General features: G+C 64.3%; 11 protein-coding genes. 4 read left to right on the top strand and 7 right to left on the bottom strand.

The genetic code is table 11. The features are described 5' to 3' along the window. Positions 1-28: 28 nt before the first annotated feature. From ISS99_RS01765 to ISS99_RS01755, 3 genes are all read right to left on the bottom strand, one after another. Entirely contained in the window at positions 29-1,006 is a 978-nt protein-coding gene (locus ISS99_RS01765) for a carbohydrate kinase family protein (RefSeq protein ID WP_204629850.1), read from the bottom strand. Between the two features lie 87 nt (positions 1,007-1,093). Further along, entirely contained in the window at positions 1,094-2,338 is a 1,245-nt protein-coding gene (fucP, locus tag ISS99_RS01760; RefSeq protein ID WP_239537578.1) for an L-fucose:H+ symporter permease, read from the bottom strand. Positions 2,339-2,432: 94 nt separating this feature from the next. Continuing rightward, on the bottom strand, positions 2,433-3,482 hold the full coding sequence (locus tag ISS99_RS01755; protein WP_204629848.1) for a LacI family DNA-binding transcriptional regulator: 1,050 nt from the start codon (positions 3,480-3,482) through the stop codon (positions 2,433-2,435). Between the two features lie 164 nt (positions 3,483-3,646). On the opposite strand from ISS99_RS01755, the gene ISS99_RS01750 reads away from it, so the two are divergent. The 4 genes from ISS99_RS01750 (at position 3,647) to ISS99_RS01735 (ending at position 10,001) form a co-directional block, all read left to right on the top strand. Next, complete coding sequence (locus tag ISS99_RS01750) at positions 3,647-5,983, top strand: GH92 family glycosyl hydrolase (RefSeq protein ID WP_204629847.1); 2,337 nt, start codon at positions 3,647-3,649, stop codon at positions 5,981-5,983. 134 nt (positions 5,984-6,117) lie between these two features. Further along, entirely contained in the window at positions 6,118-7,926 is a 1,809-nt protein-coding gene (locus ISS99_RS01745) for a sensor histidine kinase (protein ID WP_204629846.1), read from the top strand. After that, positions 7,923-8,369, top strand: coding sequence for a response regulator (locus ISS99_RS01740; protein ID WP_204629845.1), 447 nt, complete (start codon positions 7,923-7,925; stop codon positions 8,367-8,369). The genes ISS99_RS01745 and ISS99_RS01740 overlap by 4 nt, the downstream gene beginning before the upstream one ends. Before the next feature lie 66 nt (positions 8,370-8,435). Beyond that, positions 8,436-10,001, top strand: coding sequence for a response regulator (locus ISS99_RS01735; RefSeq protein ID WP_204629844.1), 1,566 nt, complete (start codon positions 8,436-8,438; stop codon positions 9,999-10,001). Positions 10,002-10,048: 47 nt separating this feature from the next. Here the strand turns inward: ISS99_RS01735 and ISS99_RS01730 are convergent, their stop codons facing one another. The 4 genes from ISS99_RS01730 to ISS99_RS01715 form a co-directional block, all read right to left on the bottom strand. After that, positions 10,049-11,494, bottom strand: coding sequence for a sigma-54-dependent transcriptional regulator (locus ISS99_RS01730; RefSeq protein WP_204629843.1), 1,446 nt, complete (start codon positions 11,492-11,494; stop codon positions 10,049-10,051). 81 nt (positions 11,495-11,575) lie between these two features. Next, complete coding sequence (locus ISS99_RS01725; RefSeq protein WP_204629842.1) at positions 11,576-12,637, bottom strand: alpha/beta hydrolase; 1,062 nt, start codon at positions 12,635-12,637, stop codon at positions 11,576-11,578. 100 nt (positions 12,638-12,737) lie between these two features. Next, positions 12,738-14,393 carry a trehalase family glycosidase gene (locus tag ISS99_RS01720; RefSeq protein ID WP_204629841.1) on the bottom strand — a complete coding sequence of 552 codons (1,656 nt, stop codon included), beginning with the start codon at positions 14,391-14,393 and terminating at the stop codon, positions 12,738-12,740. 64 nt (positions 14,394-14,457) lie between these two features. Next, the gene (locus ISS99_RS01715; protein ID WP_204629840.1) at positions 14,458-16,731 is read right to left on the bottom strand and encodes a glycoside hydrolase family 65 protein; all 2,274 of its coding nucleotides are present in this window, start codon (positions 16,729-16,731) and stop codon (positions 14,458-14,460) included. Positions 16,732-16,842: the final 111 nt, after the last annotated feature.

Genomic DNA, 16,842 nt, shown 5'->3' with positions numbered 1-16,842 from the left:
GAGCGAAAATCGGGGGCGGGGGGCGTGCTCACGCGTGAGTCTCCATGAATTGTTCCACGTCGGTGGTGTTCGGCATCGCGGCGAACGAGCCGTGGCGCGTGACAGCGACGGCGCCGCAGGCGCTGGCGTAGCGCAGCGCGGCATGCAGGCGCGGCAGGGTGCCGACCCAGGCGTCGATGTTCTCGCGCGTGACGTGTTGTTCGGCCAATTGGTGCAGCAGGCCGCCGACGAAGGCGTCGCCGGCGCCGGTGCTGTCCACCATCGGTACGTTGTAGCAGGGCAGTTCGCCATCGGCGTCGGGGTGGTACCAGCGCAGCGGATGCGGGCCGTCGGTGACCACCAGCAAACGTGCGCTGCCACTCCACAGGCGATCCAGCAAGACTTGCTCGCCTTCGTTGGCGAGCCAGTCGAATTCTTCGGCGCTCAGTTTCACCACGTCGGCCAGCAGCAGCGCCGGCCACACTTGTGTGCGCGGTTCGCTGCCACTGAGCCACAGGGCCGGGCGCAAATTAAGGTCGAAGCTCACCAGTGCGCCAGCAGCGCGCGCGCGCTGCATGCCTGCCAGTGTGGTCGCGGCGAGGCCGGCATCGGTCAGGCTGTTGGAGCAGATGTGGAAGATGGCGGTGTCGTCGAAGGTCTGCGTGCGGAAATGTTCGGCGCGAAACAGCAGGTCGGCGGAAGGCGGGCGATAGAAGCTGAAGCTGCGTTCGCCGCGTGCATCGAGCGTCACGAAAGCAAGTGCGGTATTCGCTTCGCCGGTGCGCGCCACGTCGGCGGTATCCACGCCGGCCTGCTGCAGGCTTTGCAGCAGGAAGTCGCCAAAGCGGTCCGTCCCCAGCATGCCCGCGAAGCGTGCACGGCATCCCAGTTTGGCGAGTGCCACGGCGACATTGGCCGGCGCACCGCCGGCAAAGGGCAGGAACTGCCGCGCAAAGCCGTGGCCATCGCTGCCTTCGCCGTGCATATCGATCAGTGCCTCGCCGAAGCAAAGGATGGAGCGAGTCATCAAAAAACCCCTAGGGTGGATGCGTATGTGTAATGAGTCATGAGGGATCGGCTTTTCGCTGCCCCTGGGATGAAAACGGGCGTTGCGTCAGGTGGCCTGCATCGGAGCGCTGCGTATTTTCGAGCCGCTCAGTCCGTAGAAAACGATGTACGCGTAGCACAGCAGCGGCAGCACGAACGCGTGCTGGATGCCGATGTTGTCGGCCAGCACGCCTTGCAGCCAGGGCACCAGCGCGCCACCGACGATGGCCATGATCAGCAGGCTCGATGCCTTGCCGGTCAACGGTCCCATGCGTTCGATGCCGAGCGCGAAAATGGTCGGGAACATGATCGAGTTGAACAAGCCGATGGCCACGATGCTGTACATGGCTGTCGTACCGGTGGTCGACATGGTGCCGACCAGCAGCAGCATGTTGATGGCCGCGAAGGCCGTCAGCAGTTTGCGCGGGGAAAGCAGGGCGAGCAGCCACGAACCGAGGAAGCGGCCGATCATGGCGCCGCCCCAATACAGCGAGACGTAATGCGCGGCCTGCTGTTCGCTCATGTGGCCGATGTCGGGTTGCGACAGGTAGTTCACCATGAAGCTGCCGATCGAGACTTCCGCACCCACGTAGAAGAAGATGCCCAGCACGCCGAACAGCACGTGCGGATAGCGGATGGCATCCAGCAGCGTGTGGCGGCTGGTGTCGGCCTGCTCGGTGCTTTCTTCCAGCTTGGGCAGGCGGAAGATCCACACGAAGATCGCAAGCAGTACCAGCACCAGGGCGAGGCCGATGTACGGCATCTGCACGGCCTGTGCTTCCTGCGTGCGATAGAGCATTTGCTGGGTGGCGGAAAGCTGCGTGATGTCGGCCGAGCTCTTGACCTGATTCGACAGGATCAACAAGCTGCCGAACCACGGCGCGAGGAATGTGCCGAACGAATTGAGCGCCTGGGCCAGGGTGAGGCGGCTTGAGCTGGTTTTCTCAGGCCCCAGCAGCGCGACATACGGATTGGCCGCCACCTGCAGCAAGGTGATGCCGGTAGCGAGCACGAACAGTGCGCCAAGAAAGGCCGGGTAAAGGCGCAAGCCGGCAGCCGGCCAGAATCCCGCGGCGCCGATGCCGGCCACGACCAGGCCGAGCACGATGCTGCGCTTGTAGCCCAGGTGCGCCACCACGCGTCCTGCCGGCAGGGACATCAGGAAGTACGCGCCGAAGAAGGTGAACTGCACCAGCATCGCCTGCGCATAGTTCAACTCGAACACGGCTTTGAGGTGCGGAATCAGGATGTCGTTCAAGCAGGTGAGAAAACCCCACATGAAGAACACCGTCGTCATCACGCTCAGCGCCATCGGGTAGTACGTATAGCGGCTGCTGTTGTCGGCCGTCGCGGAAGCCGTTGACGGCCGGGTGGGTGCAGTAAAAGCCATGATGGTTTCCAGGGAATCAGGCGTGCGGCGGGCAGCTGCTGGCACGTACCAGCAATTGCACCGGGACAATGGTTTGGCGCGGAGGGGCGGAGGGATCCTGCAAGCGCAGCATGATCAGTTCCGCCGCCTGGCGTCCGCGCGCGCGCGGCGTTACGGCCAGCGTGGTCAGCGGCGGTGCGCTGACGGCGGCTTCGGCGATGTCGTCGAAGCCGGTCAGGGCGAAATCGCGGCCGGGCTGCAATCCGCGCTGATGCAAACCGAGCATCAGGCCCAGCGCCACCGCATCGTTGTAGCAGACCGCCGCAGTAGGTGCCTTGCCGCTGTTGAACAGGTGTTCGCTTTGCGCCACGGCATCCAGGCGATTGGGTGCGCACTCCACCATCCAATGCGAATCGACCGGCAAGCCGTGCGCCTGCATGGCTTCGGCGTAGCCTGCGCGACGTTGCTTGCACGAACTGGAGCTGCCGTGTCCGCCATAAAAGGCGATGCGCTGGTGGCCCTGCGAAATCAGGTGTTCGGTGGCAAGCCACGCACCGCGCTGGTTATCCAGGAACAATCGATCCCAGTGATCGCAGGTGCTTATATCGCCGCCGACTTCGCGGTTGAACAGCAACAGCGGCGTTTGTCCGCCCACGGCGGAAAGCAGCTGTTGCGCATCGCCGCCTTCGGCCGGCGAAAGAATGATGCCGGCCGGGCCGTGTTCCATCAGCGAGCCGAGCACGGCCAGTTCGCGCTCGATCGATTCGCTGCTGCTGCCGAGCAAGGTGACGTAGCCGGTGTCGCCCAGCACTTCGTCGACGCCGGCGGCAAATTCCGCGAAGAACGGGTTGGCCAGGTCGTTGAGTACCAGCGCAATGCTGGACGACGTGCGGCGGCGCAGATTGGCAGCGGCCCGGTTGTACACGTAGCCTTGCCGTCGCAGCTCTTCTTCGACGCGAGCGCGGGTGTGCTTGTTGACCAGCGGACTGCCCCGCAGGACAAGCGATACGGTAGCGCGGGAGACGTCGCAGCCCGCGGCGATGTCGCTGAGGGTGACCTTACGGCCGACCGGCGGTGTGTTCCCCATTAAGAGCCCGTCCTCATAGACCAATCCTAGCTATTGGAACGATCTAAATTTACCCGAATCTGCGGAAATAGGATCACGCAGTGCAGCATGCGAAGCGTCCCCACCGATGCTAGTTTGCAGCATTTGGAACGATCCAAACCACTCCCTCCGGATCCAAGCCCCTTATGAACAGCCGTCGCCTGCTCCATGCCTGCCTCGCCGCGCTCATGATGACACCCCTGGGGGCGGCTGCAGCCACCCAGAGTGCCGGACAGCATGCGTCAGAAGTGGATCCTCGCATAGGTACCGGAGGCGATGGACACCTGTTTCCGGGCGCTACGGTGCCGTTCGGGATGGTCCAGCTCTCCCCCGACACGGCCATGCCCGATTTCAAGCATGCCTATAAGTGGGCGGCCGGGTACCAGTACGGCGACCCCACCATCATGGGCTTCTCGCACACGCATTTTTCGGGGTCCGGCCACTCGGACATGGGCGACGTGCTGGTGATGCCGATCGCCGGCGACGTGAAGCTGGACCCGGGCGACGAAAAGGTGCCCGGCAGCGGCTACCGCTCGCGCTTCGACCACGCCACCGAGGTCGAGCAGCCCGGCTATTACGCCGTGACGCTGGCCGACTACGGCGTGCGCGCCGAGCTCACCGCCACCCGTCGCGTGGGTTGGCACCGCTACACCTTCCCGGCCGGCAAGCCGGCGCACCTGCTGCTGGATCTGCGCCCGAGCATTTACGACTACCCCGGCAAGGTGCTGTGGGCGGAACTGCAAGTGCACCAGGACGGCACTGTGACCGGTTGTCGCACCACCCGCGGCTGGGCGCCGGGCCGCGAGTTGTGCTTCGCGATGCGCTTCAACCAGCCGATGATCTCGCGCGAGCTGTACAACCGCGAGACCGACCTGGTCTACAAGGGCTTCAAGGGGCCGGGCTATCAGCAGCAGGATGCGAATGCGCAGAACGGCCGCGCCCTGGAGGGCGTGTTCGATTTCGGCCAGCTCAAGCAGCCGCTGTTGGTGAAGGTGGCGATCTCGTCGGTCAGCGAGGCCAATGCCGTCGAGAATCTGGATAAAGATGGCGAGGGCTGGAATTTCGATGCCCACCGCGCCGATGCCATGGCCGCCTGGAACAAGGCGCTGGCGCCGATCGACGTGGACGGTCCGCAGGTGTTGCGCACGCAGTTCTATACCGCGCTCTATCACGCCATGATCGCGCCCAGCCTGAGCATGGACGTCAACGGCGAGTTCCGTGGGCCGGATCACCAGGTGCATCACGCCGACGGTTTCGATTTTTATTCGAGCTGGTCGATGTGGGACGTGTATCGCGCGCAGCAGCCGTTGCTGATCCTGCTGCATCCGGATCGCACCGTCGATTTCGTGCGTTCGTTGATTGCTGCGCAGCAGGCCAGTCCGTTCGGCATGCTGCCGGTATGGGCCTACCAGGGTCTGGAAACCTGGTGCATGACCGGCTATCACGCCGTGGCGATCATCGCCGATGCGTACATCAAGGGCATCCGCGGCTTCGATGCCGACAAGGCGATGAAGGCGATGGTGTCCACCGCCACCTATGGCGATTACGGCGATCTGGCCGACTACGAAAAGCTCGGTTACGTGCCGATCGACAAGGAAGTGGAGGGCGGCTCCAAGACCCAGGAATACGCCTACGACGACTGGGCCATCGCGCAGATGGCCAAGACACTGGGCAAGCAGGACATCTACGCCACATTCGAGAAGCGCGCGACCAACTGGCGCAACGTGTGGGATCCGAAGACCGGCTTCATGCGCGCGAAGCTGAGTAACGGCCAGTTCCGCGAACCGTTCGATCCGACCAGTGCCGGCTACGGCGACGACTACACCGAAGCCAACGCCTGGCAGTATTCCTGGTATGTGCCGCAGGACGTGGCCGGGCTGATCGCCGCGATGGGCGGCGACAAGGCGTTCACCGACAAGCTCGACCAGATGTTCGACGCCAAGGTCGATCCGTCCATCTTCAAGAACGTGGAAGACATCACCGGCCTGATCGGCTGGTACGCACACGGCAACGAACCGAGCCACCACATCGGCTATCTCTACGATTACGCCGGCGAGCCGTGGAAAACGCAGCAGCGCCTGAAGCAGATCATGGATAACGAATACGGCCCGGGCCCTGCGGGCTTGATCGGCAACGACGACCTGGGCCAGATGTCGGCCTGGTACATCTTTACCGCGCTGGGCTTCTATCCGGTCACGCCGGCCAGCGACGAATACGCGATCGGCCGCCCGTTCCTGCCGCGCGCCGCGATCCATCTGAGCAATGGCCACACCTTCACCATTACCGCGACGCCGATGGATGCCGCGCATCCGTATGTCGGCGCAGTCACCCTCAACGGCAAACCGCTGAACCGCGTTTATCTGCGGCACGCTGACATCCTGGCCGGCGGCGAACTGCACTTCAGCATGCAGGCGGAGCCCAACAAGAGCTGGGGCACGGCGATTTCGGCGCGTCCCACGGCGATGAGCCCGTATCCGCACTGACATCCTTGCCGCTCATCTTGCATCGCCGACGCGTCGCTCCTGAGGGGCGGCCGCGGCCTCGCACTGGTCAGTAGGGGCAAACATGCGCAGAATGCAGGCATCATGCCAGCGCGCATGTCGATCAAGGGCCATCGATGATCCGTGGGAGGGTGCGACAAGTAGCGGCTTTGCGCTGGCGCACCGGCGGACTGCTGTTTGCAGTCCTGGTCATCGTCGCGTTGCCGTACCTGATCACCCGCGGCGGTTCGCAGCAGTCCCTGGCAGCAGGAGAACGGGTCACCCGTTCGGCGGAAGTGCAGGCCCTGGTCTACCGGATCGCCGATCAAACCTACGACAGCGAAACGGCGATCCAGCACCTGCTGATGGACGACCCTTCCGGTCACGCCGAGGTCGCCGTGCAGAACACCCAGCGAATGGTGCCGGACCTGCTGGATCAACTGCGCCGCATGACCGAAGACAATCCCGACCAGGCGCGCCTGGTCGAGCGGCTGGGGGCGGTGGAAAACGGACGGCTCGCGCTGCAGCAGCAGGCCATGCGGCGCTACCAGCAGAAGGACGCGGTGGGCGCCGCGCAAGCCTTGCACGACGCAGGCACCCTTTACCGTACGGAAGATGTTGCCGACAAGATCGTCGCCGGCGCCGAACAGGAGCTGCAGCACCGGCGCGAGGATGCCCGCACCCAATCCCGCGACAACAGCGCCGCGCTTGCGCTGACTGCACTGGCGCAATTGGTGATGCTGACGATCGTGGTGGTGGTTTCGGAGCGGCAGATCGGCAAGCGCCTGCGCGCCGAAGTGGGCGAACGCCAGGCGGTACAGCGGTCGCAAATGATTTTGCAGGCGGTGCGCGAGCCGATCGCCCTGCTCGACCACCACCTGCGCACTCTGCTGGTGAATGCGGCCTTCAGCGAGTTGTACGGCGTGCCGGAAGACAGCCGGGCCGAGCACGTCGACGATATCGGCCAGGGCGCCTGGGCCGATGAGATCCTGCAACAGCGCCTGCGCGACGTGCTGTTGCGCGACCGCGAGCTGTGGGATTACGAGCTGACCCAGCGCACCGTCGACGGCGTGGAGCGCCACGTGGTGATCAACGCACGGCGCTTGCAGCAGCAGGACAGCGAAAGCCCGGCCTTGCTGCTGACGGTCAGCGACGTCACCGCGCGCGCCCTGGTCGAGCAGCAGGTGAAGGAACTCAACCACCAGTTGGAAGGCAAGGTGGCACAGGTCTCCGACGTCAACCGCGAGCTGGAGGCTTTCAGCTATTCGGTCTCCCACGATCTGCGTGCACCGTTGCGGCACATCACCGCCTTTGCACAGAAGCTGGAAACGCACCTGGGTGCGGAGGTGGATGCCACCACGCATCACTACCTGGGCGTGATCCGCGATGCTTCGCAACGCATGGCCCAGCTGATCGAAGACTTGCTGGTGTTCTCGCGGCTGGGCCGTGGCGCGTTGCGGTTGCAGGCGGTGGACATGCAGGCGCTGGTGGAGGAGACGCGCACGCTGGCCGAATCGGAAGCGCCGGGGCGGCACATCGAATGGCGGGTGGAGAGCCTGCCGACCGTGGTCGGCGACGAAAACATGCTGCGCACCGTGTGGCAGAACCTGATCGGCAATGCCGTCAAATACACCGGGCAGTGCAAGACGGCGCAGATCGACATTTCCATGCAGCGCAACGACGGCGGCGACTACGAATTCACCATCGGCGACAACGGTGCGGGCTTCGACATGCGCTACGTCGACAAGCTGTTCGGCGTATTCCAGCGCCTGCACAAGGCCAGTGAATTTCCCGGCAACGGCATTGGCCTGGCCAACGTGCAGCGTATCGTGATGCGCCATGGCGGGCGGGTCTGGGCCGAAGGCGAGCCCGGGCGCGGCGCACGGTTCCACTTCACGCTGTCAGCGGTGGAGCCGCCTTCGCCCGATGGCTGGATGGCGTCATGAAAAACGGTCCTTTGCGCACGATCCTGCTGGTCGAAGACAGTCCCGTCGATGCCGAGATGACCATGGATGCGCTGCGCCAGGCGAATCTTGCCAATCCCATCGTGCACGTCGAGGATGGCGAGGAGTGCATGGACTGGCTCTATGCCCAAGGCGCCTTCGCCGGCCGCCAGGGCGAGGACCCGGCCGTGGTCCTGCTGGACATCAAGATGCCGCGCATGAACGGGCTGGACGTGCTGCGGCAGATGCGTGCGGACGAGCGCTTCCGCCGTACGCCGGTGGTGATCCTGTCGTCGTCGCGTGAAGAAAGCGACCTGGCGCGCAGTTGGGACCTGGGCGTCAACGCCTATGTCATCAAGCCGGTCGACGTGTCGCGCTTTTTTGAGGCGGTGCGTACGCTCGGGCAGTTCTGGGGAGTGCTGAACGAGGCGCCGGATCAGGCCTGATTGCAGGGCCACCCTCGTCGTTCGGCGCTGAATTATGATGCTTGGATTGATCAAGCGGGTTAAGGGATGCCGGACAAGGCCAACCATCAGCGATCGTTGCCGCGCATACGCGTCCTGCAGGTAGAGGACAGTCCGCTCGATGCGGAGCTGGTCCTCACCGAGCTGCAGGCGGACGGTATCGACTACGACGTGCGGCTGGTCGATGACGAACCGGCTTTTCTGGGCACCCTGCAGGATTTCGATCCGCACATCGTATTGTCGGACCTGAGCATGCCCGGCTTTTCCGGGCAGCGCGCGTTGGAGCTGCTGTTGGCGCACAGCCCCGACACGCCGTTCATCTATGTGTCGGCCACGCTCGGCGAAGAAGCTGCCATCGCAGCATTGCGCGAAGGGGCGACCGATTACATCCTCAAGCAGAACCCCGCGAGGTTGGCCAGCGCCGTGCGCCGCGCCATGCGCGAAGCGGAAGAGCAACGCGCCCGTGCACGGGCCGAGGCAGAGCTGATCCGGGTGCAACGCTTCGAGAGCCTGGCGATGCTCGCCGGCGGTCTCAGCCACGACCTGCGCAATCTGTTGCAACCCTTGTTGCTCGCGGGTGACAGCCTGCTCGATTACCAGGACGATCCGCGCCTGGCCCGACTCGGCGCGTTGGTGCGCGACTGCGGGCGCCGCGGGCTGGAGATGGTGCAGTCCATGCTGTCTTTTGCGCGTGGTGCACGCCGTGCCGAACAAGTGCGGGCGCAGGCACTGGTCGACGCGCTTTCCCTGCTGTTGCAAGGCAGTGTGCCGCGCGCGATCCGCCTGGATATCGAAGTGGACGACGGCGAGCTTAGCTTCGAAGGCAACCACACCGAGCTGCAGCAATGCCTGCTCAACCTCTGCCTCAATGCGATCCAGGCCATGCCGAGCGGCGGCGTGTTGCGGGTGGTGGCAAGCAAGGCCAGGCTGGAACAGAGCTTTTTCCTGGAACAGGAAGAAGCGCAGCCCGGCGATTATGCGCGCCTGACCGTGTCCGACACCGGGCACGGCATGCCCGAAGAAGTGCGCAAGCGACTATTCGAGCCGTTCTTCACCACGAAGGAAGGCGGCACGGGGCTGGGGCTGCTGTCTTGCCGCCGCATCGTCTACAGCCACAGCGGCGTCATGCGCCTGGACAGCATCCCCGGCGAAGGCAGTTGCTTCGATCTGTACATTCCAGTGGTGCGTCCGGTGGCCGAGACCCCGGATATGGTGGAGGGCGACACCACGCTGCACGGCAACGCCGAGCACGTGCTGCTGGTAGTGGAAGAAGCGGGCCAGCTCACCTTGCTTACCGACACGCTCGATACCTGGGGCTACGAAGTGCATGCCAGCCAGAGCGGCACCGCCGCCCTGCAGTGGATCGAGGCGTGCGGTCTGCCTGACCTGGTGGTGATGGACGCCGACATGAGCCTCTTCACCAGCGAACGCACGCTGGCCGCGTTGAGCGACTCCGGTTACCGCAAGGGCGTACTGGTGCTTTGCCGTGTGGATGATCCGGCCGATGCGCCGATCTTCCAGGTGCCGGGGCGGTTGCATCGCCTCAACAAGCCGGTGAGCACGAAGGAACTGTTGCAGGCGGTGCGCGATACCTTGCGCAGGAGCGACAGGTAGATCGGGTTACCCCGGACTTGATCCGGGGGTAACCCGCAACGCAGGCATCAATCGATGCCGAGCTTTTTCAGTTTGTAGCGCAGCGCACGGAAGGTGATGCCCAGCTTTCGCGCCGCTGCGGTCTTGTTGTAGCGCGATTCTTCCAGCGCCTTCATGATCGCCGTGCGCTCGAGGTTGCTGATGTAGTCGTCCAGGCCAAGCTCGCTGGAGGGCGTCGATGCCGGCGCCGGTGCAGTTGGCGGATGCGCATGGGCAAAGCCGCCGGCTGGCGCGTGATGAGCCGCATGCCCGGCCGCGCCAGGTTGTTCTGCGCCGTGGCGCTGCGGGCGCTGCGGCAGCATCAGGTCGCTGGCATCGATGCGGTCGCCGTCGCACATGGCCACGGCGCGCTCCAGGATGTTTTCCAGTTCGCGTACGTTGCCGGGGAAGTCGTAGTCCTCCAGCGCCTGCTTTGCCTCGGGCAGCAGGCGGGCCGGCGCATCGCTACGGCTCTTGGTGGCCAGCTGGCGCAGCACGAAGTCGGCCAGCAGCGGCACGTCGCCGCGGCGCTCGCGCAGCGGCGGCACGCGCAGTTCGATCACGTTGATGCGATAGAACAGGTCCTGGCGAAACTGGCCCTGGTCGACCAGCGCTGCAAGATTCTTGTGAGTGGCCGACAGGATGCGCACGTCGACGGCGATTTCCTCGCGCGCGCCGATCGGCCGCACGGCTTTTTCCTGGATCGCGCGCAGCAGCTTTACCTGCATGTGCAGCGGCAGCTCGGCCACTTCATCCAGGAACAGCGTGCCGCCATGGGCAGCCTGGAACAGGCCTTCCTTGTCGGCGACGGCACCGGTGAAGCTGCCTTTGCGATGGCCGAAGAACTCGCTTTCCATCAGCTCCGAAGGAATTGCACCGCAGTTGACCGGGATGAACGGTCCGGTGGCGCGCGGCCCCTGCTCGTGGATCAGTCGCGCGACCAGTTCCTTGCCCACGCCCGACTCGCCGGCGATATACACCGGAGCCTGGTTGCGGGCGAGCTTGCCGATGGTGTTGCGCACCTGCTGCATCACCGTCGAGTCGCCGATCAGGCGGTCGCCCGAACCGGGGGTCGCGCTGCTGGCGGTGACGCCGTTGCGTTTCTCCTCAGCCAGCTTCAACGCCGTGCGCACCAGCCGGCGCAGCATCTGGATGTCGACCGGCTTGGACACGAAGTCGAACGCGCCAGCCTTCAGCGCGGTGACCGCTGCGTCGACGTTGCCGTAGGCGGTGATCATCGCCACCGGCGTTTCGTCGTATTCGGCCGCGATCAGTTCGATGATCTCCTGGCCGCTGCCGTCGGGGAGGCGCATGTCGGTAAAGCAGAGGTCGTAGTGGTGATCGGCTAATGCGCGGCGTGCTTCGGCAACGGTGCCGACTGCATCGACCTTAAGGTCCATGCGGCCAAGCGTAATAGTCAGCAGTTCGCGGATGTCGCGTTCGTCGTCGATGACCAGGACGGTCTGTTGGCTCATGATTCGGAGGCGAGGGATGGGTTACCGTTCAGGATACTCGCGACGCCTGCAAGTGGCAAAGCGCAACACGTGTACATCTCGTCAACGCACCAGGTGGTGTAGGAAGAAACGCGCGATAACCCGGTAGGCATCCCGGGATTCCGGCAGCTCCGGGTCGGAAAAAAAGGAGTGCCACATGCCGTCCCAGGCGTGCAGTTCGGTCTGCACGCCGGCCTGGTCCAGCAGTTCCTGGCTGTGCAGCACCGAGCTCATGGTCACGTCGCGCGTGCCGGTAATCAGCAAAGTGGGCGGAAACCTGGCCAGCAGGGCGGCGGACCGTCCGGGCTGGACCAGCGGGTCGCGGGGATCGGCGCCGCGAAAGTAGGGCAGGTCGGCAAACGTCAGGGGATGGGCGGGGATGCCCTGGCCGTTCAACAAAGGCGCGACATAGACGGAGTCACCGTCGATGTCGTTGAGCGAACCGCAGAAGGTGCCGATGGCTCCAGGCACCGGCAGCTTGTCGTGGATGATCCGGGCGGTGGCCTCGCCGGTGAGGATGCCGCCTGCCGAGCAGCCGTAGATGCCGATCTGGCCAGGTGCGTATTGCTTGAGCAGCGCCCGGTAGACCGCTTCCACATCGTCGCTGGCGGCAGGAAAGGTGTGCTCGGGCCCCTGGCGGTAATCGAGACTGATCACCTTGATGCGCCCGACGCTGGCGATCGGGATGGATTCCACCAGCCCGCCGCTGTGCGCACCCCACAGGAACGCTCCGCCGTGCAGGTTGATCAGTACGCGATGCGCGTTTTCCGCGGCGACACCTGCTGCCGGAAGCACGACGTCGGCGCCTACTCCGGCGATGGTTTCGTGGCGGATCTGCACTGGATAAAGCTTTTCCATGCGCGCCACGCGATCGCTGTTCATCCGCTCGTAGAAGGCGCGGCTTTGCTCGATCGGCGCGGTGATCGGTGGCGCCTTGGCTCCGGCTGCGAGCATTTTGGGGAAGAATGCGCGGGCTTCAGGCGAGGCGTAGCTGGAATAGGGAATGGCGATGGCGGGTGAGGTCACGCTGCCATCGGCCTTGAAACCGGAGGATGCGGTTTGCGCGTGAACATCTGCACACAGCAGCAGCGCGATTGCGGCGTAGCGAAGATGGCGCACGTGCATGGAGTTTTCCTCCCATCGATTGGACTGGGTTTGAGTGCCGTGGCGTCAAGACTTTCCGAGGCGAGCCCCTCGCCAGACAGAGGGGCTCGTGAAGAGCGCTTTACTGCGCCGTCGTCGGTTGCTTGGTATCTGTGCCCTTCAATATCTCCTGCAACTTCAAATACACCCCATTGGTCCAGCCGAAACCGATCACGTTGGTGGTGTAGCCCGCGCTGACTTTCACGTCCGCATTGCCCAGCGCCATGTTGTATTTCTCGCGGATGGTGCCGTCGGCGGCGAAGCTGCGGTCGACGGTGGCGTCGAACTTGGCGGCCAGGCGGCGTGCGTCGTCGTGGAAGCCGTAGGCATCCAGTCCGCGGATCGCCAGCCAGTTGGTGGGTGCCCAGCCAAACGGGCTGTCCCATTGCGTGCCGCTGGGACGATTATCCATGGCCAGTCCGCCCGGCAATTCGAAGATGGGCAGCGTTTTGCGCACTGCCGCGGCTTGCTCGGCGGATGCCGCGCCGGCCCACAGCGGATAGAACGTGGTGATGTACGGCGCATCGGAGGGTTTGCCGGCGACGAAGTCGTAGTCCCGATACATGCCCAGCTCCGGGCGCCACAGGTACTGGTTCATCGCAGCCTTGCGCGCGGCGGCTGCCTGCGCCCAATGCTCGGCGTCGGCGGTCTTGCCCAGTTGCAGGGCGAAATCGTGCAGGTCCAGTTCGTAGCGATAGAGCAGGCTGTTGAGATCCACCGTCGCGTAATGATGAGTGGAGCCGCCGAACGGGCCGAAGTGGGAATTAGTGTCGAAACCGGATTCGCGCATGGCGCGGTCGCCGTGATAGTAGTCGGCGGTCAAGCGGTAGCCGTCCACCCAGTTGCCCAGGCAAACCTTCGATGCGCGCACGTCGCAGCTCGTCGTCTTCAGCTTTGCCGCCTCGGCATCGTCCGGATTTTTGGAGCCTTTGACGAGGTAACCGGGATCTTGATCGGGATGGGCGATCAACCATTTGATCACGCCGCGATAGAACTCGCTGTCCTGCGCTTCCAGCACGGGGCCGCTGCCCAGGTCGTAGTAGCGGGCAAGGCCGGTATGTCCGGCCTGGTGTTCCGGGCGCGTCCAGATGTCGTGGTTGCGCACCGCCAGCGGATAGGCTTTTTCCAGCCACGCCTTTTTCTCGTCGGCACTGCGGAAGCTGGCCGGATCATCGAGCACGGCCACCATCATCGCGCTGAGGAATGGCGGCTGCGACCGGCTCAGGTAATAGCTGCGGTTGGCGTTGAGCACTCCGCCGTAATACTGCACTTCGAACAGCGCGTTCTCGGTCATGTCGCGCGCCAGTTCGGTGCGATGGTCGGCCACCAGTCCCAGCACGATGAAGTAGCTGTCCCAGCCGTACATCTCGTTGAAGAAACCGCCCGGCACGACATAGGGATGCGGCAAGTACAAAAGGCCCTGTACCGGCAGCTTGGTTGCATCGACATCGCCGAGCCGGTCGATCACGCGCGGCAACGGGTGAATATCCACGTTGCAGCGCTTCGCCGTCTGCGCGAGCGATGCCGGCGCCGTGAATTGCGCCGGCACATAGATCACGGGACGTCCGTTTATCTTTGGATCGGCGAGTGCGTAGCAGTTGTCCTGCGAGCGCGTCAGCGTGGTCCAGGCGTGATCGATATAGGTGCGTGTCTTTGCAGGGTCCGGTTGCGCGGCCATGGCGGTCGCAACCAGGGTTGCGGAAAGGATCAGGGCGAGGCTGCGAATGCTTTTTTTCATGGCGGTTCCCCGGTAAGTGCATCGACACGGCGTGGGCGGCAGGTCGATCACGTGATGCGGCGTTTCATGATCCGTGGCGCGTCAGGCTGACCTTGCCCTGCGCATCGCGACGCAGTTCGACGTCGTAGTGTTCGCCGCGAAAACTGATGTGCTTGAGCGTCAGCGCGTTCCATCCGGCTGGCAGCATGGGCGGATAGGCCTGCACCAGTCCGTCCTGTTCGATGCGCAGGCCGGTGAACCCGAACAGGATGTTCTGCAGCATGCCGCCGCTGGCGGTCATGAAATAGCCGGTGTTGTTGGTGGCGGTTTCAGTGCGCACGTTGAAGGGCGCCTTGAGCACGTGGCCGACCAGGAAGCGTTGGAACCACGCCGTGGCCTCTTTCTCGTCGCCGGCGGTGGCGGCAGCGATCGACAGCGGCGCGAAGCCCATGCTGTTCGGGTCGTGACGCGAATGCGCGATGGCCGCTATGGCGTAGGCGTAGTTGCGTTGGCGCACCTCGGGATCCATCGGCAAGTCCAGCGACGGCATCGACAGCTTGGGCAGCGAACTGGCGCCCCAGGAGTCGAGGTCGTGCGGTACCGACGGATCGAAATCCAGATAGTGCCCATCCTGTTGCGCGAACGGCAGGTACAGGCCCTTCGCAACCTCGGCCCAATGCGGGTCGGGCTTTTCATTCAGCACCGTTGCGGCAGCCGTGGCGATATCCAGAGCCTTGCGCGCCGACGCATTGGTGAAGGTGTCGTTGGGCACGTCGCTGTAATCCTCATCGACCGAGGTGACGTGCTGGATGTCGTAGCGGTGCTGGCTCGCATTGTAGGTGGCGCGGTGGGCCCAGAAATCGGCAACGGCGCGAATCACCGGCCAACCGTAGTGCTGCAGCCAGTCGCGATCCTGGGTGGCCAGGTAATACTGCCATTGCGCGATGGCGATATCGGCGTTGACGTGAATCTCGCGCTCGTCCAGCACGGACGCGAAGTGCGGCGTTTGCGAAGTGCCATCATCCGGATCGGCTTCCCACGGATACATCGCGCCTTGCAGGCCGCGCGCATGTGCTCGCTCCTGCGCCTGCTTGAGCGTGTTGGCGCGGAACATCACCAATGACTTGGCGCGTTCGGGATGCAGCAGGAGCAGCGCGGGAAAGATCCAGGCATCGCCGTCCCAGAACACGTGCCCGGTATAGCCGGGGGTGAGGCCGCAGGCGCCGATCGGCCAGGCGGTATCGGGAGTGGAATTGGCCAGCAGGTAATAGAGGTCCGAATGCACCATCAACTGCGCCTGCGGATCGCCTTGAATGGCGATATCCGATTGCCACAAGGCATGCCAGGCCGTTTCGTGCCGGTTTAGCAGGTCGTCATACCCGTTCGTGCGCGCGGCGGTGACCAGGGCAAGATCCTGCTTGGCGTCGCCGCCCCAATGGTCGCGCGAGATCGCGACATATTTGGTGAAGGCGTAACTGTGTCCGCGTTGCACGGCAACGCGCAGTTTGAGCGCAAGCCGATACTCACTCTTTTGCAACTGCACGTCGCTGGCTTGCATGCCCGCAGGCAGGGCGATGGCGACGGCCTGAGCCATCTTCGCCCCACGTTCGGCCTGCCCATCCAGCCACAGCGTCAAGGTCTTGGTATCGCCCCCGCTGGCGACTACGCGGGTGTCGCCGTGATACCACAGCGCCGCGCGATCGGGCGTTGCGGGTGCGCTGGCCTGCAAGGCCAGATTGTTGGCGGCAACGGCCTCCTGCATCTGCTGGCCATCCAGTTTGGCCAGCGCAAGACGCGGCTGATGCGGCGCCCACAGATCCAGGGTAAAGGACAGCTCCACCTCGCCATCGAAATCCGGGGTGATCGACAACTGGCTGGCGGCCAGGTGCGGCGAGGCCTGGCTGACCAGTGTGGCGACGCTGACCTGGGTCGATTTCGGTCCGTCGATGTAGCGGTAGTGAGTGGTCAGCACGCCGTTGTACATGTCCAGCAACTGCCCGTAGTGCTGGAAGTGCGCCGGATCGAGGCTGGCCTGGTTGAGCCATGCCTGCCCCCTGCGCGAAGGCCCGGTGCTGTAGTCGATGCCGGTCCAGCCCGGTATGGCCGCGGGGCGCGAGACGTCGCCCTGGGTGCGGTCCATGAAGGCGACCACATAGGAAAGATTGCCTTCGGTGCCGCGCGGCGCGGTCAGCGTGGAGACGTAGCCGTTGGCCAGCTCGCCCGGAAAATAGCCGGGCAGACTGCCATCGGACGCGCCCAACAGGAAGCTGGGATCGGTTGCGCCCCACGCGCACGATGCAAACACGCAACCGAGAACGAGGGTTGCGAAACTGGCCGACTGGTTACGCTCAAATCTCATCACGACTCCGCAAGGCTGCATTCGACAGGCCGCGCATGGTGGCCGGCCTGTGTGATGTTGCCGTTACAGTGCCTCGTGCACCAGGGCGGCCAACGGCGCCGATGCGGGATT

It is taken from the genome of Dyella mobilis (assembly GCF_016904945.1).
Classification (GTDB): domain Bacteria; phylum Pseudomonadota; class Gammaproteobacteria; order Xanthomonadales; family Rhodanobacteraceae; genus Dyella_B; species Dyella_B mobilis.
This window is presented reverse-complemented; position numbering and strand designations above follow the sequence as displayed.